This window comes from Allocoprococcus similis, from assembly GCF_054660775.1.
In genome coordinates this window covers 18,012-38,904 of sequence record NZ_BAAHSG010000006.1, presented here as the reverse complement: position 1 = coordinate 38,904, position 20,893 = coordinate 18,012, and the positions used below count along the sequence as shown (strand labels likewise).

16 protein-coding genes and 1 riboswitch are annotated in these 20,893 nt (G+C 43.8%); of the genes, 6 read left to right on the top strand and 10 right to left on the bottom strand.

Annotated elements, in window-relative coordinates; all coding sequences use genetic code 11:
* Positions 1-42: 42 nt before the first annotated feature.
* From ACYQ5K_RS02665 to ACYQ5K_RS02630, 8 genes are all read right to left on the bottom strand, one after another.
* Positions 43-882, bottom strand: a complete 840-nt coding sequence (locus tag ACYQ5K_RS02665; protein WP_173688514.1) for a DegV family protein — start codon at positions 880-882, stop codon at positions 43-45.
* A 100-nt stretch (positions 883-982) separates the two neighbouring features.
* Positions 983-2,152 (bottom strand): FtsW/RodA/SpoVE family cell cycle protein, encoded by a 1,170-nt coding sequence (locus tag ACYQ5K_RS02660; protein ID WP_459777249.1) that lies wholly within the window; start codon positions 2,150-2,152, stop codon positions 983-985.
* A 181-nt stretch (positions 2,153-2,333) separates the two neighbouring features.
* Positions 2,334-3,380, bottom strand: a complete 1,047-nt coding sequence (locus tag ACYQ5K_RS02655) for an electron transfer flavoprotein subunit alpha/FixB family protein (protein WP_008371912.1) — start codon at positions 3,378-3,380, stop codon at positions 2,334-2,336.
* Between the two features lie 24 nt (positions 3,381-3,404).
* The gene (locus ACYQ5K_RS02650) at positions 3,405-4,187 is read right to left on the bottom strand and encodes an electron transfer flavoprotein subunit beta/FixA family protein (protein ID WP_173688512.1); all 783 of its coding nucleotides are present in this window, start codon (positions 4,185-4,187) and stop codon (positions 3,405-3,407) included.
* Between the two features lie 12 nt (positions 4,188-4,199).
* Positions 4,200-5,351 (bottom strand): acyl-CoA dehydrogenase, encoded by a 1,152-nt coding sequence (locus tag ACYQ5K_RS02645; RefSeq protein WP_055157360.1) that lies wholly within the window; start codon positions 5,349-5,351, stop codon positions 4,200-4,202.
* A 140-nt stretch (positions 5,352-5,491) separates the two neighbouring features.
* Positions 5,492-6,364 carry a 3-hydroxyacyl-CoA dehydrogenase family protein gene (locus tag ACYQ5K_RS02640; protein ID WP_055246466.1) on the bottom strand — a complete coding sequence of 291 codons (873 nt, stop codon included), beginning with the start codon at positions 6,362-6,364 and terminating at the stop codon, positions 5,492-5,494.
* A gap of 69 nt (positions 6,365-6,433) precedes the next feature.
* The gene (locus ACYQ5K_RS02635; protein WP_178025548.1) at positions 6,434-7,210 is read right to left on the bottom strand and encodes an enoyl-CoA hydratase-related protein; all 777 of its coding nucleotides are present in this window, start codon (positions 7,208-7,210) and stop codon (positions 6,434-6,436) included.
* A 28-nt stretch (positions 7,211-7,238) separates the two neighbouring features.
* On the bottom strand, positions 7,239-8,420 hold the full coding sequence (locus tag ACYQ5K_RS02630) for an acetyl-CoA C-acetyltransferase (RefSeq protein ID WP_178025545.1): 1,182 nt from the start codon (positions 8,418-8,420) through the stop codon (positions 7,239-7,241).
* Between the two features lie 342 nt (positions 8,421-8,762).
* On the opposite strand from ACYQ5K_RS02630, the gene ptb reads away from it, so the two are divergent.
* Both ptb and buk read left to right on the top strand, forming a co-directional pair.
* Entirely contained in the window at positions 8,763-9,674 is a 912-nt protein-coding gene (gene ptb / locus ACYQ5K_RS02625; protein WP_178025546.1) for a phosphate butyryltransferase, read from the top strand.
* Positions 9,675-9,687: 13 nt separating this feature from the next.
* Entirely contained in the window at positions 9,688-10,758 is a 1,071-nt protein-coding gene (gene buk / locus ACYQ5K_RS02620; protein WP_173688509.1) for a butyrate kinase, read from the top strand.
* Between the two features lie 355 nt (positions 10,759-11,113).
* Here the strand turns inward: buk and ACYQ5K_RS02615 are convergent, their stop codons facing one another.
* The gene (locus ACYQ5K_RS02615) at positions 11,114-12,295 is read right to left on the bottom strand and encodes an acetyl-CoA C-acetyltransferase (RefSeq protein WP_173689593.1); all 1,182 of its coding nucleotides are present in this window, start codon (positions 12,293-12,295) and stop codon (positions 11,114-11,116) included.
* Between the two features lie 228 nt (positions 12,296-12,523).
* Between ACYQ5K_RS02615 and ACYQ5K_RS02610 the strand changes: the two genes are divergently transcribed.
* From ACYQ5K_RS02610 to ACYQ5K_RS02595, 4 genes are all read left to right on the top strand, one after another.
* Positions 12,524-14,170: a SulP family inorganic anion transporter gene (locus tag ACYQ5K_RS02610; protein ID WP_178025547.1), complete on the top strand. Its 1,647-nt coding sequence runs from the start codon at positions 12,524-12,526 to the stop codon at positions 14,168-14,170.
* A gap of 72 nt (positions 14,171-14,242) precedes the next feature.
* Positions 14,243-14,328: riboswitch (ZMP/ZTP riboswitch) on the top strand.
* 210 nt (positions 14,329-14,538) lie between these two features.
* Entirely contained in the window at positions 14,539-16,791 is a 2,253-nt protein-coding gene (pflB, locus tag ACYQ5K_RS02605) for a formate C-acetyltransferase (protein WP_195230565.1), read from the top strand.
* 181 nt (positions 16,792-16,972) lie between these two features.
* Positions 16,973-17,716 carry a pyruvate formate-lyase-activating protein gene (gene pflA / locus ACYQ5K_RS02600; protein WP_178025668.1) on the top strand — a complete coding sequence of 248 codons (744 nt, stop codon included), beginning with the start codon at positions 16,973-16,975 and terminating at the stop codon, positions 17,714-17,716.
* Positions 17,717-17,852: 136 nt separating this feature from the next.
* Positions 17,853-18,926 (top strand): M24 family metallopeptidase, encoded by a 1,074-nt coding sequence (locus tag ACYQ5K_RS02595; RefSeq protein WP_178025667.1) that lies wholly within the window; start codon positions 17,853-17,855, stop codon positions 18,924-18,926.
* 143 nt (positions 18,927-19,069) lie between these two features.
* On the opposite strand, the gene ACYQ5K_RS02590 is transcribed toward ACYQ5K_RS02595, so the two are convergent.
* Positions 19,070-20,890 (bottom strand): DUF6320 domain-containing protein, encoded by a 1,821-nt coding sequence (locus ACYQ5K_RS02590; protein WP_178025666.1) that lies wholly within the window; start codon positions 20,888-20,890, stop codon positions 19,070-19,072.
* Positions 20,891-20,893 lie beyond the last annotated feature (3 nt).

The window sequence follows — 20,893 nt, the reverse complement described above, 5'->3', positions numbered from 1 at the left end:
TCTAACCAGTATATTCTATCACACTTTTACGATTGATACAAGCTATACTGCAATAATCACTCCGCCATCATTCGCATACATGCTACTGACACCTCTGGTATCCAGAATAATAATGTCTTTTAATTTCACACGTTCTTCCAGCATCTTCTTCACATCCTGTGCTCTCTGCGGGCAGTTACAATGCGAAATTGCAAGTACCTTGTTCTCCGGATCTTTCAGATCTGCAATCACACAATCCACCATATTCTTAAGTGCTTTTTTAATTCCGCGCGCCTGACCCAGCTGGCAAATCTCTCCCTTAGCAGTAGAACCCATCACCGGCTTAATATTCAGTACTGTCGCCGCAATTGCTTTCAATCCTGTAAGTCTTCCATTCTTACGGAGCGTCTCAAGCGTCTCAAGAACAAAATATGTGTGCTGCTCTTCAATATATGCTTCTACAGCAGCTACCACTTCCTCGAATGTCATGCCCCGCTCTTCACACTGCGCAATCTTCATCCCGACCAGTGTCTGTCCTACTGATGCAGATTTTGAGTTGAACACATAAATATCTTTCTCGCCATATTCTTCTTCATATAAATTCTTGCCCAGTACGGCACTGTTATAAGAACCGCTCAGTTCAGAAGACAACGTAACAGCATATACATGTTCCGCATCACAGTGATATCCTTCCATAAATGTCTCCGGAGACGGACAACTTGACTTTGGACATGTCGGGCATTCAGCTACGTTCTTCAAAAATTCAGCCTGATTGAAAGATTCATCATCAATTATATGATAATCTCCAACCTCCAGTCCCAGTGATGCTGTCTCAAACCGACCTGAAGCCTTCATCTCTGCTGTCAATTCTCCACAACTGTCCACAATCACTTTATAACTCATAATCCAAACCTCCGAAACGTGTCATTTGCATCCATTATACATGGTTTTCATTACCACTTATAACATCATACCACACTTTTCTTTGAAAAAAAAGCTTTTTTTACCCTTCCAGTTTAATTCTTCTGGAAATTCCAAGTGCCATTCCCATCTCTATCATCAGGAACAGGATGGATGTACCACCATAACTGATAAACGGCAATGTAATTCCGGTATTCGGCATCATGTTCGTAACTACCATGACATTAAGAATTACCTGGATCGCGATATGTGACATAATTCCTGTCATGATCAGTGCTCCATACAGATCAGGTGCGTTCTGTGCAATAAAAAGCAGCCTGTAGATCAGAAGGCCGAACAAAACCAGGATAATGATCACTCCAAATACCCCAAGTTCTTCACAGATTGCTGACAGGATCATGTCGTTCTGCACTTCCGGTATTACCGTCTTTTGCACACCATTTCCCAGTCCTTTCCCGAAAAAGCCACCTGATCCGATCGCATATAACCCTTGCACCGTCTGGAAAGAAATCGTTGACGCATATTTTTCCGGGTTCAGCCAGGCAATGATACGTCTGAGTCGGAAGCTGGTACTGTTCTCAAGAAGTCTTCCGAGGATATATGATCCCACCACAAAAACAGTCAGCCCGCCTCCTGCAATCCACAGAAAAATCTTCTGCTTCTTATGTACGACAAAAAGGATACAGCAGGAAATTCCCATTACAATGATCGCAGAGCTTAGATTCTCAGTCAGCACATAAACTCCCAGTGCTGCCAAACCTCCCCACGCCACAACTCCCAGCGATCCTTTCAGGGTATGTACTTTATTTCCCATTCTACAGATCAGGTATGGGATAAATATGATCACAGCGATCTTCATAACCTCTGCCGGCTGGAATGACTGATTAGCCGGAAGCCGGAACCATCTTCGTGCACCATTTACCTCAATTCCAAGTGGTGTAAATTTAACAAGTGCAAGAAGAAGCATGGATCCCCAGTAGCTCATTGCTGCATATTTTGAAAACATATGATAATCCAGGCGAGAAACCCACATCATCACACCAATACTTCCAAGTCCGATGATTCCCTGTCTTTTCAGAAAGTACATCCCATCTCCGTATTCCGTTCGTGCTTCATAGGAACTGATACTGTATAGCATCACCAGTCCAAAACACATCAGAAATATAATAATCGCCAGAAGACTGTAATCAAAATAATGAACCGTCTGCTTTTTTACAGCCTTCCTTCGTTTGCTTTTGATTCTTTGTGCCATTTATTCACACTCCTACTTAAGCTATAACTACAAAGTCTATATCTTATAGAGTATACCATAATATCCCCCTGACGCACAAGCTTTCCGCAAGAAAATAGAGCAGGCTAATTTCCACTCGATTTGTATACACAAAAATGGTGCCGCTTCTTTGCGACACCATCTTTGTTTTACCAGCTATTCTTTATTTTTTAGCAGCAACTGCTTCTTTGATCTGTTTGGTAAGTTCTGGTACGATCTTGTTCAGATCTCCAACGATACCATAGTCAGCTACATCAAAGATCGGAGCTGTCTCATCTTTATTGATTGCAATGATCAGATCAGATTCTTCCATACCTGCTACATGCTGGATCGCTCCGGAAATACCGATTGCAAAATATACCTGAGGACGAACAGTCTTACCTGTCTGTCCTACCTGAAGATCTTTTGGTTTCCAGCCGTTATCTACAACTGCACGTGAGCAGCTTACTTCTCCGCCAAGTGCTTCTGCAAGGTCTTCCAGGATCTTGAAGTTTTCTGCACTTCCGACTCCACGTCCACCGGATACAAGAATCTTGGCATCCATGATATCAACTGTCTCAGATACAGATTTGACAACTTCCATGATCTCAACATATTTGTTATCCGGTGTGAATCCAGGATTGAATTCTTCTACATTTGCTTTTGCACCTTCGATCTTAGCGATCTTCTGCATAACACCAGGACGAACGGTTGCCATCTGCGGACGATTATCCGGACAAGCGATGGTAGCAATTGTATTTCCGCCAAATGCCGGACGAGTCATGAGAAGCTGATTGTGCTTCTGTTCTTTTCCGGCTACCGGATTAATCGGGAAATCACCGATCTCAAGCTGTGTACAGTCTGCTGTAAGACCTGTCTGTACTCTTGCGGATACTCTAGGACCAAGGTCACGTCCGATTGCAGTTGCACCTACTAACATGATCTCCGGTTTGTATTTTTCAATTACAGATGCCAGTGCGTGTGCGTATGGCTCTGTTCTGTACTCTTTCAGTTCCGGATCATCTACAACGATCACTTTATCTGCTCCGTATGCTGCAAGCTCATCTGCAAGTCCTTTTACGTCAGAACCGATCAGAACGGCTGCTACTTCTGCGTTTAAGTCTGCTGCAAGGTCTTTTGCTTTCCCAAGAAGTTCAAATGCGATTCCGCTCAGTTTGTTGTCTACCTGTTCAGCAAAGACATATACTCCCTTATATTCTTCTAAGTTCATGATATTCACCACTTTTCCTTCTTATTAAATGATATGTTTCTCTGTTAATTTTCCCATCAGGTAAGATACTGCTTCTTCCGGATCAAGAGCAACTTTTTCTCCTGCCCCTTTTCTTACTTTGTCAGATGCTTTCGCAATCTTTGTAGGCGATCCTGCAAGACCGATATTTGCATCATCCAGTGTAGTAAGATCTGCTCTTCCCCATGTTGTGATCTCAGCATCACAAGCATCGAAGATTCCGCCTGGTGTCATATAACGTGGTTCATTTAATTCTGAAAGTGCAGTGATAAGGCAAGGCATTTTTGCTTTCAGTACATGATATCTGTCTTCGAACTGACGCTGTACGATCACGCTGTCGCCTTCTACTTTGATATCCTGTGCATAAGAGATAACCGGGATGTCCAGATGTTCGGAAATCTGCGGTCCAACCTGTGCTGTATCACCATCGATTGCCTGACGTCCTGTGATGATCAGGTCATAATCGAGTTTGCGGATTGCTGCTGCGATGGTGCTTGATGTAGCCCATGTATCAGCTCCTCCAAGTACTCTGTCTGTTACAAGAATTGCTTTATCAGCTCCCATTGCAAGTGCTTCGCGAAGCACATCGGCTGCTTTTGGAAGTCCCATTGTAAGTACAGTTACTTCTGCTCCATACTGGTCTTTTAATCTAAGTGCGGCCTCAAGACCTGCTTTGTCATCCGGGTTCATAATTGCAAGCATTGCAGCTCTGTTAAGTGTACCGTCCGGATTAAACTGAACTCCGCCTTTTGTATCCGGTACCTGTTTTACACAAACAACTATCTTCACGATTCGTACCTCCTATTTCAATAAGTTTCCAGAAATAACCATACGCTGAACTTCTGAAGTTCCTTCGTAGATTTCTGTGATCTTTGCGTCACGCATCATACGTTCTACATCGTATTCTCTGATGTATCCGTATCCACCATGTAACTGAACAGCCTTTGTAGTAACTTCCATCGCTACTTCTGCTGCATAAAGCTTAGCCTGTGCAGCTTCGACAGAGTAAACTTTCTGTGTAGCTTTTGCCATGGCAGCTTTGTATACCATCATTCTTGCAGCCTCTACCTTTGTAGCCATATCTGCAAGCTGGAACTGTGTATTCTGGAACTGGCCAATCGTGCGTCCGAACTGTTTTCTTTCTTTTACATATGCGATTGTTCTGTCAAGTGCGCCTTCAGCGATTCCAAGAGCCTGAGCGGCAATACCGATACGTCCGCCATCCAGAGTATGCATAGCGATACCGAAGCCCTTGCCCTGTGCTCCAAGGAGATTTTCTTTCGGAATACGGCAGTCTTCAAAAATAAGCTCGTATGTTGAAGATCCACGGATACCCATCTTCTTTTCTTTGGTTCCGAATGTGAATCCCGGAGTATCTTTTTCTACGATGAATGCAGAAATCTCTTTCATCTTTCTGCCACGTTTTTCAACAATACCTGTTACCGCGATAATGATGTAAACATCTGCTTCTTTACCGTTTGTGATAAAGCATTTTGATCCGTTTAATACCCATTCATCTCCGTCAAGTACAGCTTTTGTCTGCTGTCCCTGTGCATCTGTACCTGCTCCTGGTTCTGTAAGACCGAAAGCTCCGAGTTTTCTTCCTGATGCAAGATCCGGAACATATTTTGCTTTCTGCTCCGGTGTTCCGTATGTCAGGATCGGGTCAATACAAAGGGAAGTATGTGCAGATACAATTACAGATGTTGTAGCACAAACCTTTGCAAGTTCTTCTACACACATTACATATGTTAAAGGATCGCATCCCTGTCCTTCGTATTCCTTCGGTACCGGAATACCGAGGAATCCATATTTCGCCATTTTTTCAACTGTTGCTCTTGGGAAAACTTCTGTTTCATCCACTTCCTGTGCAAGTGGTTTTACTTCGTTTTCTGCGAATTCTTTAAACAGAGTTCTCGCCATTTCGTGTTTCTTATCTAATCCGAAATCCATTTATTCTTCCTCCATGTCTTTATTTAGAACATCCATTACGATGTGAGTGTCAAAAATAAATTTTGCCACTCACTGATGTAATCGGATTGCTTATTCGTGCAAGCACAAACGCAATTTATACTTTTGACACTTACATCATATTACTGTGCATCAACCGGAGTTTTTGTGCGGTCTGCATTGTATACATAGAATCCTTTTCCGCTCTTAACACCAAGGTTTCCGCCACGGACCATCTTACGAAGCAGCGGGCACGCACGATATTTGCTGTCGCCTGTTTCTGCGTAAAGAACATCCATGATAGCAAGGCAGATATCAAGTCCGATAAAATCACCAAGCTCTAAAGGTCCCATTGGATGGTTTGCTCCAAGCTTCATAGCTGCATCGATTCCTGCGATGTCAGATACACCTTCCATTTTGATGAAAGCTGCTTCGTTGATCATCGGAACAAGGATACGGTTTACAACAAAACCTGCTGCTTCATTAACCTGTACAGGTGTCTTTCCGATTTCTTCTGCGATCTTCTTTATTGCATCTACAGTTTCAGCCGGTGTATTTACGCCTGCGATCACTTCTACTAATTTCATACGGTCTGCCGGGTTGAAGAAATGCATACCGATCATTGGACGGGTAAGTCCGTTGCCGATTTCTGTGATAGAAAGGCTGGAGGTATTTGATGCGAAAATGCATTCAGGTTTTGCGATCTTATCAAGTTCACCGAATGTAGTTTTCTTAACTTCCATGTTCTCAAATGCTGCTTCTACGATCAGATCACAATCTGCGCAGAGATCTTCTTTGAGTCCCGGAGTGATTTTAGCAAGGATTGCATCAACTGCTTCCTGAGTTAATTTTCCTTTCTGAACAAGTCTGTCATAGCCTTTGGCAATTTTAGCTTTTCCGCCTTCTGCCCATTCCTGTTTGATGTCGCAAAGAGCTACTTCATATCCATCTACCTGAGCAAATGCTTTTGCAATGCCCTGTCCCATTGTTCCTGCGCCAATAATTCCTACTTTCATTGAAATTACCTCCATTTTATATAAGAAATGTTCAGGGGAGTGTGATTTCTCCCCTATATTAATTTGTACTTATTTATTAAGGAAAGCTTCTACTTTTCTTTTCTCAAGGAATGCTGCCATTCCTTCTTTCTGGTCATAAGATTCAAAGCATCCGCCAAAGAGTTTTTCTTCTACTACGATTGCTTCATCCATTCCCTTCTCAAGACCTTCATTGATTGCCTGTTTGCAGTGTCTTACTGCAATCGGAGCATTCTTCGCGATTCCCGCTGCCATCTTCTTAGCTGCCGTCATCAGTTCTTCCTGTGGATAAACCGCATTTACAAGACCGATTCTGAAAGCCTCATCCGCTTTGATATTTCTTGCAGTGTAAATCATCTGTTTTGCCATGCCAGGTCCTACAAGTCTTGCAAGTCTCTGGGTTCCGCCAAATCCAGGTGTGATTCCAAGACCAACCTCCGGCTGTCCGAATACTGCATTGTCTGAACAGATACGGATATCACAGCTCATGGAGATTTCACATCCGCCGCCAAGAGCGAATCCATTAACTGCTGCGATTACCGGGATCGGAAGTGTTTCGATCTTACGGAAAATATCATTTCCTTTCTTACCAAAAGCTTCTCCCTCTTCTTTTGTAAGAGTACTCATCTCAGCGATATCTGCACCGGCTACAAAAGATTTTTCTCCTGCTCCTGTAAGGATCAGGCATCTGACTGCGTCAAGATCAACACCATTGATTGTTGCATCAAGTTCATCAAGAACTGCACTGTTCAGTGCGTTCAGAGCCTTTGGACGATTGATCGTAATAATTCCAACCTGTCCTTCTACTTCATATGTAATAAATTCCATCATCAACATCTCCTTTTGATCTGGTTTATTAATCACGTTCTACGATTGTAGCACATCCCATTCCGCCACCGATACAAAGTGTTGCAAGACCTTTCTTTGCATCACGTTTCTGCATCTCATGAAGAAGTGTAACAAGGATACGGCATCCTGAAGCTCCTACCGGATGTCCGAGAGCAATCGCTCCACCGTTTACATTTACTTTATCCATGTCGAATTTCAGATCATGTGCTACTGCAAGTGACTGTGCTGCGAAAGCTTCGTTTGCTTCGATCAGATCCATGTCGTCTACAGAAAGTCCTGTCTTAGCCATTACTTTATTTGTAGCTGCTACCGGTCCGACACCCATGATAGAAGGATCTACTCCGCCGAGTGCTCCGGCTACCCATGTTGCCATTGGTGTAACACCAAGTTCTTTTGCTTTTTCTTCACTCATAACAACGATTGCTGCTGCTCCGTCATTGATACTTGAAGCATTTGCTGCTGTTACGATACCATCTTTTTTGAATGCCGGACGAAGTCTTGCGATTCCTTCTGCTGTTGTTCCCGGACGCGGTCCTTCATCTGTATCAACTACGATGGTTTCTTTTTTCTTCTTCACTTCTACAGGAACGATCTCATCTTTGAATTTTCCTGCTTCAATTGCTGCGCATGCCTTCTGCTGGCTTGTTGCTGCAAATTCATCGAGCTGTTCTCTTGTAAGTCCCCACTGCTCTGCTACATTCTCAGCAGTAATTCCCATGTGATAGTCATTAAATGCATCCCACAGTGCGTCATTTACCATGGTATCAACCATCGGTGCATTTCCCATTCTGTATCCATAACGTGCATTTTTCAGTGCATATGGAGCCATAGACATATTTTCCATACCACCTGCAACTACAATATCAGCATCTCCTGCCTGGATCATCTGTGCTGCCATGTTCACACAGTTAAGACCGGATCCGCAAACTACATTGACTGTAACTGCCGGAGTCTCAACCGGAAGTCCTGCTTTCAGGGAAGCCTGACGTGCAACATTCTGACCAAGACCTGCCTGGATTACACAACCCATGTATACATGATCTACCTGTTCCGGAGCAACACCTGCTCTTTTTAATGCTTCTTTAATAACAATAGATCCTAATTCCGGAGCCGGAGTTGTTGAAAGAGCTCCTCCCATGCTTCCGATTGCTGTACGACACGCACCTGCTAACACGATTTTCTTTGCCATCACTTTTTCCTCCTTTTACATCTTAATGGTAAGTATCACTTCTTATTTAAATATGTACTGTTTTACTTTCCGTTTTTAAGATTTTCGCAAGGGACTTTTTTGTCCTCTTTTTTTAATATACTACCCATTTCCCGTTCTGTCAAATATTTATCAATCATTTTTTATCATTTAATTTTCTTTTAACATTTTCACCAACACTTTTTACAATGTATCTACATTATTCGTCATTTCCTACATACCACTTTTATATTGACCTTTCCCAGATATGGTGCTACACTTAAGATTGTTAAAAAATATTCAACCAGAATACTATTATTAAATTTTGAATGAGAAGGTGTGAAAATGAGCAAAAGTTTTGAAGAATTAATCTCAAAAGCAAATCAAAAAACCTTAAAGAAAGTCTCTGTTTCCAACGCACAGGATGAGCCGGTACTGCAGGCTGTCAAAGCTGCAAAAGAGCAGAACATCGCAACAGCCATCCTTGTCGGTGATGAAGCCAAGATCCGCGAGATCGCCGCTTCTATCGACATGGATCTGACAGATTTCGAGATCATCAATGAGCCGGATACCGAAGCAGCTGCATTAAAGGCTGTTGAGCTTGTACATAATGGTGAAGCTGATATTCTTTTAAAAGGACTGCTTGAAACAAAGACATTCTTAAAGAGCGTATTGAATAAAGAAGTCGGACTTCGTACCGGAAAGATGCTTTCCCATGTATGTGTATTTGAGATTGAAGGCATTGACCGTCTTCTGTTCTTCACAGACGTAGCTTTCAATACATATCCAACCCTTGCAGATAAAGTCAATATCATCAACAATGCAGTAGAAGTCGCTCATGCATGTGGCATCGAGTGCCCGAAGGTTGCTCCTCTGTGTGCAGTTGAGACAGTGAATCCAAAGATGCAGCCGACAGTCGATGCTGATAATCTCACCAAGATGTACGAGGGTGGTGATTTCAAAGGATGCCAGATCTACGGACCACTTTCCATGGACCTTGCGATCGATCCTGAGGCAGCTGTTCACAAAGGTGTGACAAATCCAGTGGCCGGACATGCTGATATTCTCCTCTTCCCGAATATCGATGCAGGAAATATCACATATAAGATTCTTGTCCGCACTGCAAAGGTCAAGATCGGTAACGTACTTGTCGGAACAAGCGCTCCGGTTGTACTTACATCACGTTCTGATGATTTCCAGACAAAACTGAATTCTATCGCTCTTGCAACCGTAATCGCAGGATCGATCACAGACTAAGGAGGATCTTTTCATGAGCTATAAAATTTTAGTAATCAACCCGGGATCTACTTCTACCAAGATTGGTGTGTACGAAGACGAAACTTTGTTATTCGAAGAAACACTCCGTCATTCCACCGAAGAGATTGCCAAATATGCAACCATCGTTGACCAGAAAGATTTCCGTAAAGAACTGATCGTAGATATTCTCGCAAAAAACAGCTTCGACATCAAATCCCTGAATGTTGTTGTCGGACGAGGCGGACTTTTAAAACCGATCCCAGGTGGAACCTATCCGGTATCTGACGCACTTCTTGCTGACTTAAAAGCAGGTGTGCAGGGACAGCATGCATCGAACCTCGGTGGCATCCTTGCCCGCGAAATCGGTGATGAGATCGGAGTTCCTTCTTACATTGTTGACCCGGTTGTTGTCGATGAGATGGAACCTGTTGCAAGATATTCCGGAATCCCGGAACTTCCGCGTATCAGTATCTTCCACGCACTGAACCAGAAAGCAGTTGCCAAACGCTACGCTAAAGAACAGGGTGTATCTTATGATTCCCTGAACCTGGTCGTTGTACATATGGGCGGCGGTGTATCCGTCGGTGCTCATAAAAATGGTAAAGTTGTCGACGTTAACAATACTCTCGACGGAGACGGACCTTTCTCACCAGAACGTTCCGGCGGTGTACCGGCAGGCGCGCTCGTAAAAATGTGTTTTTCCGGTCAGTACACACAGGCTGAAGTATATAAAAAGATCAATGGAAAGGGCGGTCTCAACGGATATCTCGGAACCAACAACATGCGTGATGTTGCAGAACGTGCCTTCGAAAAGGGTGACGAAGAAGCAGCCGGTGTATTCCACGCATTTACCTACCAGGTTGCAAAAGAAGTCGGCGCAATGGCCGCTGTCCTAAACGGTAAAGTAGACCAGATCCTTCTCACAGGCGGTATCGCATACAGCGATTACGTAACATCCGAGATCAAAGAAAAAGTCGGATTCATCGCTCCGATCACCGTCTACCCAGGCGAAGACGAACTCCTCGCCCTCGCACAGGGCGCAATCCGCGTATTAAACGGCGAAGAAAAAGCTCTGGAATATTAAAAGAATTATCCAAAGCCCTAAAACATACAAACCACATATATCTCATCGTAGAAAAAAGTCTGGCACACCTCGCCAGACTTTTTTAGTTACTACGCTTTTATTTAATAATGTCAATAACTTCGAGGGACAAATTCGGCAAAAGATAATGCGTCTATTCGTCTTTTGTGCAATGGAGATGAAACTCAAAAATCGTGGAAGCCTCTGCTGAACACGATTTTCGCTTTAGGAGGTTCATCGGAATGGTTTGCACAACTAGAATAGACGCATTATCTTTTGCCGAATTTGTCAACACAACCTAAATCATTCAAAAAAAAGAGCGGATACCCCAAAAAAGGTATCCACTCTTTTTTCTACCCTAATCTCTTTTAACTACAGCTGAACAACCCATTCCGCCACCAACGCAAAGTGTTGCAAGTCCTGTATGTACATCTTCTTTCTGCATCTCGTATAACAGACTTACAAGGATTCTCGCGCCAGAGCAGCCAACCGGATGTCCAAGAGCGATGGCTCCACCGTTCACATTCAGTTTGCTAAGATCAAATCCAAGATCCTTTCCAACTGCTACAGACTGTGCTGCGAATGCTTCATTTGCTTCGATCAGATCGAAATCTCCGATCTCCATTCCCAGTTTCTTCATAACTTTACGTGTAGAATATACCGGTCCGATTCCCATGATTGCCGGATCACATCCTGCGAGTTCTCCGCCGATCCATGTTGCCATAGGTGTTACACCAAGCTCTTTTGCTTTTTCTTCACTCATTACGATCAGTGCTGCTGCACCGTCATTGATTCCGGATGCGTTACCTGCTGTAACCATACCGTCTTTCTTAAATGCTGGACGAAGCTTTGCAAGACCTTCTTTTGTGATTCCTTTACGAGGGCCTTCATCTGTATCTACAAGAATCGTTTCTTTTTTCTTCTTCACTTCAACCGGAACGATCTCGTCTTTGAATTTACCTTCTGCCATTGCTTTTTCACATTTGTTCTGAGACCATGCTGCAAATTCATCCAGTTCTTCTCTTGTAAGTCCCCACTGTTCACAGATATTCTCTGCTGTGATTCCCATGTGATAATTGTTGAATGCATCGGTCAGACCGTCCTTGATCATAGCATCTTCAATTGTCGCATTACCCATACGATATCCGTAACGTCCGTTTCTCAGCATATAAGGAGCCATTGTCATATTCTCCATACCACCTGCAACAATAATATCAGCATCTCCTGCTGCGATCAGTTTTGCTGCAAGGTTGACACAGTGAAGTCCTGAACCGCAAAGTACATTGATTGTTGTAGCCGGTACTTCATTCGGGATTCCTGCATATACAGCTGCCTGACGTGCCGGATTCTGTCCGTTGCCTGCCTGGATAACATTACCCATATACACTTCATCAACCTGATCCGGAGCAACACCTGCTCTCTTCAAAGCTTCTTTGATTACAATCGTTCCAAGTTCTACAGCTGATGTGTTTGCGAACTGTCCACCCATTACACCGATCGCTGTACGACATGCACCTGCTAAAACAACTTTTCTTGCCATGATAAAAATCCTCCTTTATTTTGTAAATCACCTGATGTTTTTATTATAATCCTCCAAAAAACAGAATTCAATAGATGTTTGATATTTTTTTAACATTTTTTCATGTTCTATTACAGATACATGATACGATTCGGTTGAAAGGTTTCTTACTAGATGTTAAGATTTTTCTTGGTGTTTATATTTATTTTATATTTTTTATAATAATTTTATTGAAAGGATTTTTTTCACATGCACGAATTAAAACCAAAGCTTTTTGACATCATGAAGGGCTATTCCAAAGAGCAGCTGATCAAGGATATCATTTCCGGTATCATTGTTGCCATCATCGCCCTTCCACTTTCCATTGCACTTGCCATTGCTTCCGGTGTAGGACCGGAACAGGGACTTTACACCGCGATCATTGCCGGCTTCTTTATCTCTTTCTTCGGAGGAAGCCGTGTACAGATCGGAGGTCCGACTGCTGCCTTCGTTGTCATTATTTACGGAATTGTCGCAAACTACGGAACCGACGGTCTGATCGTCGCAACCATCCTCGCAGGTATCATTCTTGTGATCATGGGAATCTGCCGCTTCGGTTCTCTGATCAAGTACATTCCTTACACAATTACGACCGGATTTACCTGCGGAATCGCAGTCACACTTTTCGTAGGTCAGCTAAAAGACTTCTTCGGAATGGAAATGGAATCTGTCCCATCTGAATTCCTGGAAAAAATAATTGCCTATGTAAAAAACATCCACAGCATCAATCTGACTGCAACACTCATCGGACTTGCTGCCGTTGCAATCATGCTTCTCTGGACAAAGATAACCGACAAGATCCCGGGATCTTTAGTAGCAATCGTCGTTACAACTGCTATTGCATACTTTGCAAAACTTCCGGTCAATACCATCGGCAGCGTATATGGACAACTGAATTCTGCATTTCCTGCTTTCCATGTTCCTTCGATCACCATTGAGCTGGTACAGCAGATGATCTCACCGGCATTTACCATCGCAGTCCTTGCCGCAATTGAGTCTCTCCTCTCGGCTGTTGTAGCTGATGGTATGATCGGTGATACCCATAAATCCAACGCAGAGCTTATCGGACAGGGGCTTGGAAATATTTTCTCCGGTCTGTTCGGCGGAATCCCTGCAACCGGAGCTATCGCAAGAACCGCTGCCAATGTGCGTAATGGTGGACGTACTCCGATTGCCGGTATCACACACTGCATCACTCTTACGATCATTCTTCTGGTGCTGATGCCACTTGCTGCCTTGATCCCAATGACCACACTTGCCGCAGTGCTTCTTGTGGTTGCTGCAAACATGGCCGACTGGAGTTCTTTCTTCCGCCTGTGTAAAAGTGCTCCTAAAAGCGATATCATCGTCCTTGTTATAACCTTTTTCCTGACGGTATTTTTTGATCTGGTTGTGGCAATCGAGATCGGTGTCGTTCTTGCTGCCCTTCTTTTCATGAAACGTATGGCAGAAACAGCCGATATCAAAGCCTGGAAATATACCGATTCACCGGATATTACTCCCGGAGAAGCGGAAAAATTACGTGAGATCCCACATTCTATCAGCGTATTCGAAATCTGCGGACCGATGTTCTTTGCCGCAGCCGATCAGCTTCTCGGCATCAACAGCGATCATCGCACCAAAGCTGTCGTCATCCGTATGCGAAGCGTACCGGCTATCGATGCCAGTGCAATGAAATGCCTCCACGAACTCGCTGAACGTGCCCAAAAAAAGAATATCCATCTGATCTTCTCTCATGTCAATGAACAGCCGATGAAGGTCATGAAAAAAGATGGTTTCTTCGAGCTGATCGGGAAAGAAAATTTCCATGAAAACATTGTCGATGCACTGGATTATGCGGAAGCACTTGTAAAATAATCCTGCGATCATTATGTTTTTTCAAAAAAACAATTTTGTCATTGACATTTGCATAACAATTTGTTAGATTAAAGTTGCTCATATGACTGACGGAAGTGGAATGAACCACAAGGGAATATGAGGATTTGATTATTTAGCCGACCGTCTGGGCGATTCAGCTCAGATGCCGGCTTTTTTTACGCATTTTTATAAGATTTTTCATAAATCAGGGCTATATAAAAGCGTAAACATCCATCGGTTCTTCTGGCTGAACCTTTTCATATGTCCGGAATTTGCCAGAACTTTCCGGGCATAAACCGCAGCAACACAGTGTATAATAACCGGGTCATAGTTACTATGGCTCACCCACAAGAAGGAGGAATAACCAAATGATGCAGAAAGAACAATGGCAGGGATTTGAAGGAAGACTCTGGAAAGAAGAAATCAACGTTCGTGATTTCATCCAGAACAACTACACACCTTACGAGGGAGATTCTTCATTCCTTGCAGACCCGACCGAAGCAACAAACCAGCTCTGGGGCAAGCTTCAGGAACTCCAGAAAGAAGAACGTGCAAAAGGCGGCGTTCTGGATATGGAAACAGAAGTTGTATCTTCTCTTACCGCTTACGGTCCAGGATATATCTGCGAAGAACTGAAAGATAAAGAACAGGTTGTGGGGCTTCAGACTGACAAACCTCTGAAACGTGCATTCATGCCATTCGGTGGAATCAAAATGGCAGAAGAAGCATGCAAAACTTACGGATACGAACCAAATCCGAAATTCCACAAAATTTTCACGGATTATCATAAAACACATAACCAGGCAGTATTTGATGCCTACACACCGGAAATGAAGAAAGCACGCCATGCCAAGATTCTTACAGGTCTTCCGGATACTTACGGACGTGGACGTATCGTCGGTGATTACCGCCGTGTTGCTCTTTACGGCATCGATCTTCTGATCGCTATGAAACAGGACGATCTCGCAAACTGCGGATACGGATCCATGCGTGATAATGTAATCCGTCAGAGAGAAGAACTCGCAGAGCAGATCCGTGCCCTCAAGGGTATGAAAGAAATGGCTGCTGTCTACGGATTCGACATTTCCGAGCCAGCCAAAAATGCAAAAGAAGCATTCCAGTGGCTGTACTTCGGATACCTTGCAGCAATCAAGACTCAGAACGGAGCTGCCATGAGTGTCGGACGTGTATCTACCTTCCTTGATATCTACATCAAGAGAGATATGGAAGCAGGCATCCTTACAGAAGAAGAAGCTCAGGAATTAGTTGACCATATGACAATGAAATTCCGTATGGTTAAGTTCGCACGTATCCCATCCTATAACCAGCTCTTCTCCGGCGACCCGGTCTGGGCTACACTGGAAGTCGGCGGAATGGGACAGGACGGACGTTCTATGGTAACAAAGACCGACTACCGTTTCCTGCACACCCTGGAAAACATGGGACCTTCTCCGGAACCGAACCTGACTGTACTTTACACAGAACGTCTTCCGAAGAACTTCAAGGACTATGCTTCACATATTTCTATTGAAACAAGTTCTATCCAGTACGAAAATGATGATGCAATGCGTCCGGTATGGGGCGATGACTATTCTATCTGCTGCTGCGTATCTGCAACACAGACAGGTAAAGAAATGCAGTTCTTCGGAGCAAGAGCAAACCTTGCAAAATGCCTTCTTTACGCGATCAACGGTGGTATCGACTGCAAGTCAAAAGATCAGGTAGGACCGGCTTACACACCGATCACTTCTGAATACCTTGATTATGATGAAGTAATGGCTAAATACGACAAGATGATGGACTGGCTCGCAGGACTGTATGTAAACGTACTGAACCTGATCCAGTACATGCATGACAAATACTACTATGAAGCATCTCAGATGGCACTGATCGATACCGATGTACGTCGTACATTTGCAACAGGTATCGCAGGATTCTCTCATGTAGTTGACTCCTTAAGTGCGATCAAATATGCAAAAGTGAAAACAATCCGTGACGAAAACGGACTCGTTGTAGACTTCGAGACAACCGGTGATTTCCCGAAATACGGAAATGATGATGACCGCGCAGATGATATCGCAGTATGGCTTCTTCAGACATTTATGAAGAAACTGAAAAAGCATCACACCTACCGTGAATCCGAACCGACAACTTCTATCCTTACCATTACCTCAAACGTTGTATATGGAAAAGCTACCGGTGCTCTTCCGGACGGAAGAAAAGCAGGCGCACCGCTTTCACCTGGAGCAAACCCAAGCTACGGTGCAGAACAGAACGGACTTCTTGCTTCCCTGAACTCCGTTGCCAAGCTGCCTTACGAATGGGCACTTGACGGAATCTCTAACACCCAGACCATCAACCCGGATGCAATCGGACATACTCCGGATGAGCGCATTAACAACCTGGTAAATGTTATGGACGGATACTTCTCACAGGGTGCTCACCATCTGAACGTCAACGTATTCGGAACAGAAAAACTTCTTGACGCTATGGAACATCCGGAAAAAGAAGAATACGCAAACTTTACGATCCGTGTATCAGGATATGCGGTTAAGTTCATCGACCTTACACGCGAACAGCAGCTCGATGTAATCGCAAGAACCTGCCACGATCGTATGTAATTACCGAACTTACACTCTTTTGCCAAACATACCGTTATGCTGGAAGTCATGCATTTTAAAATGCATGACTTTCGGCACATACAGAGATGCTGCCGGCAGCTTCTCCTGCATACTAAGGCATTTAAAGGACTCTGCCTGATCCGCAGTTTTCCAATCACACAATGAAAAAGGAGATTTTCATATGACTCAAATCAAAGGACTTATTCACTCTACAGAAAGCTTTGGTTCTGTTGACGGACCCGGGGTACGTTTTATTATATTTGTTCAGGGATGTCCACTGAGATGTCAGTTCTGCCATAACCCTGACACCTGGAATATGACAGATAAAAACGGCGCAACCTGGCGCAGTGCCGATGAGCTTCTTGCGCAGGCTCTGCGTTACCGCACTTACTGGAAAAATGGTGGTGGAATCACTGTAAGCGGCGGAGAACCTCTCCTTCAGATTGATTTTCTGCTTGATCTTTTCAAAAAAGCAAAGGCAAAAGGTATTCACACAACGATTGATACTGCAGGCGGTCCTTTTACCAGAGAAGAACCATTTTTCTCCAAATTCCAGGAGCTGATGCAGTATACCGATCTTCTTCTTGTTGATATCAAGCATATCGATGAAAAATCTCACAAAGAGCTGACCGGAAAAACGAATAAAAACATTCTGGATATGATCCGCTTTCTCTCCGATACCAAAAAACCTGTCTGGATCCGCCATGTGCTCGTACCGGAGCGCAGCGACTATGATGAATACTTAAACCGGTTAAATGATTTTATCCAGACACTTGATAATGTAGAAAGAGTGGAAATCCTGCCTTACCACACACTTGGTGCCTACAAATGGAAAGAGCTGGGACTTGATTATCCCCTCGAAGGGATCAATCCACCTTCGAGAGAACGCGTGGAAAATGCAAAGAAAATCCTGCACTGTTCATAAAAGTTACTGTTCACAGTACCTGTGACCAGCAACGCATAAGACATATTTAAAAAAATAGATGACAGCTTTCTCTTCATATTTTGCCTGTAATGTGCTATGATTGGTGTAGTGTATTTAAGAGAGGAGAAATATAACAATGAACGAAAGAATGGAACGCGTATTGCAAAAAATGAGAAAAAAAGGAATCGATCAGTTACTTGTATCTGATCCACTCAGCATCCGCTTTTTAACAGGCATCACGGTAAATCCTGGGGAAAGATTATATGCCCTGCTGCTTCGTACAAGCGGAAAGCATACGATTTTCCTGAACTATCTGTATTATGTTTCCAATACAGGCTTTGAAGAAGTATGGTTCAGCGATATGGACGATCAGATTGGTGTTCTGACCAGTCATATCGACACCAAAGGCGTACTCGGTATCGATAAAGTATTTCCGGCACGTTTTCTTATTCCGCTTCAGGAGCGCTGCCCTGAGCTGAAGACCGTATGGGGATCTGACTGTGTAGATGGTGTCCGCGCGGTAAAGAATGCCGAAGAAATTGAAATCATGAAGCATTCTAGCGAAATCAATGATCTGGTTATGGAACGAGCTGCTGCTTATATCAAAGAAGGTATGACTGAAAAGCAGATTGCTGATTTTATCGATGCAGAATACCTCAAAGAAGGTGCGAGTGGTGTAAGCTTTGATACCATCGTATGTTTCGGAGCGAATGCAGCTGACCAGCATCATACACCAAGTGAGACAAGAACCTTAAAAGCCGGTGAATGCGTCCTGATCGATATGGGCTGCGTATGGCATGGATATTGTTCAGATATGACAAGAACTTTCTACTGCAAGAGCGTAGATGATGAGCAGGCTGACATTCATGATATTGTCCGCACTGCTGTCGAAAAGGCAGAAGCTGCGATCAAACCGGGTGCACGTTTCTGTGATATTGATGCACAGGCAAGAGACTACATCGACGAAAAAGGCTACAGCGAATACTGGAAGATCCGCCTTGGACACTTCATCGGACAGGAAGACCATGAATACGGAGATGTCAGCCCGATCAATAAAAATGTGGCTGAACCTGGTATGATCTTCTCCATCGAGCCTGGTATCTATATTGAAGGCAAGTACGGCGTCCGTGTAGAAGACCTCGTTCTGGTAACAGAAGATGGACATGAAATTCTGAATAAAGTAGAAAAGAAATACCGTATTGTCGGCTAATTAAAAGATATCTGTTTACTACATTTTAATGCCCGGTTTTCAAACAGAATGTAAAAAGTCTGTTTGAAAACCGGGCATTGTTACTGTTTTTATGTTATGTTCCTGTAATCTCTTATCCAGTTATCTTACACTGGCATTCTCTCTTATACATGCAGGTTCTTCTCTATCTCCTGTCGCATTTCTTTCCCTTTAAAAAGGGTCAGTCCGATCAGCATCAGCACTCCCATCCCAATCGAAATCACAGACGGAAATACAATCTTTACCTTTCCTGTCACCAGAAAGAAAAACGGTAAGATCATTCCATAAAGTGCTGCCATCACAAAATATACCAGATAGTCTTTTGCCTGTCGATAATACACCCTCGATATGATCAGCATCGAAACCATAATCAGTCCACTTACTCCCGGAAGTACAAAATCGATCGACCAGCCATGCCACTTAGTCAGCCAGTCCCAGATGATACAGCCGACCGTCACAATGATCAGCTGCCACATGGCATTCTTCAGCAGATTATACCGCTTGAAGAACCCCACCGCAAGCGCCAGCCACATACTAAAGGCACCGCCACACACGAACAGCGACAGATGAAAATTCGTATCAATGCTGTAATCCACGCCAAGTGCCGTTACGATAGCGATCATACAAAGAAAGGTAAATATTTTGAATATCTGCATCCCCTTCGCTTCTGTCATAACGCTTTCCGGATATTCCACCTTAAGGATCTCCGTTTTCACTTCCTGTTCTCTCAGAATCTGGAAAAAATTTTCTTTGATTGCATCACAGTCATATCTGGACGTAAATCCCAGATAAATCTTATCCCGGAAGGAACACATACAAAGCTCTACTTTCGGCGTACTTGTATATACACCAAAATACCCGATATACGGCTCATAGCTTTCCGGCATCCGGATGATTCCCATGTTGGAAAAAATAGCGGTCACATCACTTTCTGCCGTCCTCGCCCCGATATTGATACAGACATTTTTAAGTTCCAGCGGCGCAAATTTCAGGATTGGGTGTACCTGCAGGGCGAAGTAATCATTCATCCGCTTCTCCATCCTTTCCGCTGTCAGTTCTTCTTTAAAGCATGCATTTACTTTTTGCACAACATCTGCGAACTCTTCTTTTCCACCTTGAAAATGATATCCAGGTTCGATCCAGTTGAAAAAATTGAGCATTGTATTGGTCGGAAAGAAATTACGCAGATTAACCGGAACCATCAGTACAACCGGCTTGCTTTCCTGCCGTCTTGTCATTGTCCGGTGAATCGCACACAGATATACCGCAGTCAGAAATACCGTCATCGACACACCATAAGTCTTTGCCTGACGCTTCAGTTCTTCGACCGGAATTTCTGCCTCTGTCGTCTGCAGACTTCCAAGCTCACGCCGATTTCCGCGAAGCTGATGCGCTGCCGGTTTTTTCTCCTTTTTGCGGTCTGCCTGGCGGGAATAATATCTTTCAAATCCATCCGCTTCCTGATCGGAAAGGCTCTCCGAATACTCTGACAGAACCACATCCTCCAGTCCATCCTCATGATGTGCCAGATACAGATAATTTTTCACCAGTTCCCGTACAAATTCACTGGCACCGGTTCCGTCTGTCAGCACATGAAAGACCTCAAAATTGATTCTCTTTTTGTAATAAGTCACTTCAAAAAGCAGATCTCTCTTATCACGGATATAAAGGCTGCTACACGGCTCCTTATACTCTTCTCTTACAACCGGTCTTTTATTACTCTGTTCCAGATAATGCCAGAACAATCCCTTTCGCAGCACAGACAGAAAAATCGGATATTTTTCCAGTGTCCTGTCTACCGCCTTCTGCAGGATCTCCTGCTGTATATCCTCTTTCAATTCACAGTAAAACCGGAATACACGGGTATCCCTTTTACTGCTCGCCGCCGGAAAAAGCTTCGCTGCATTGTCCAACCTTCTCCAGTGCTTTACATTTGCCTGTGGCATTTT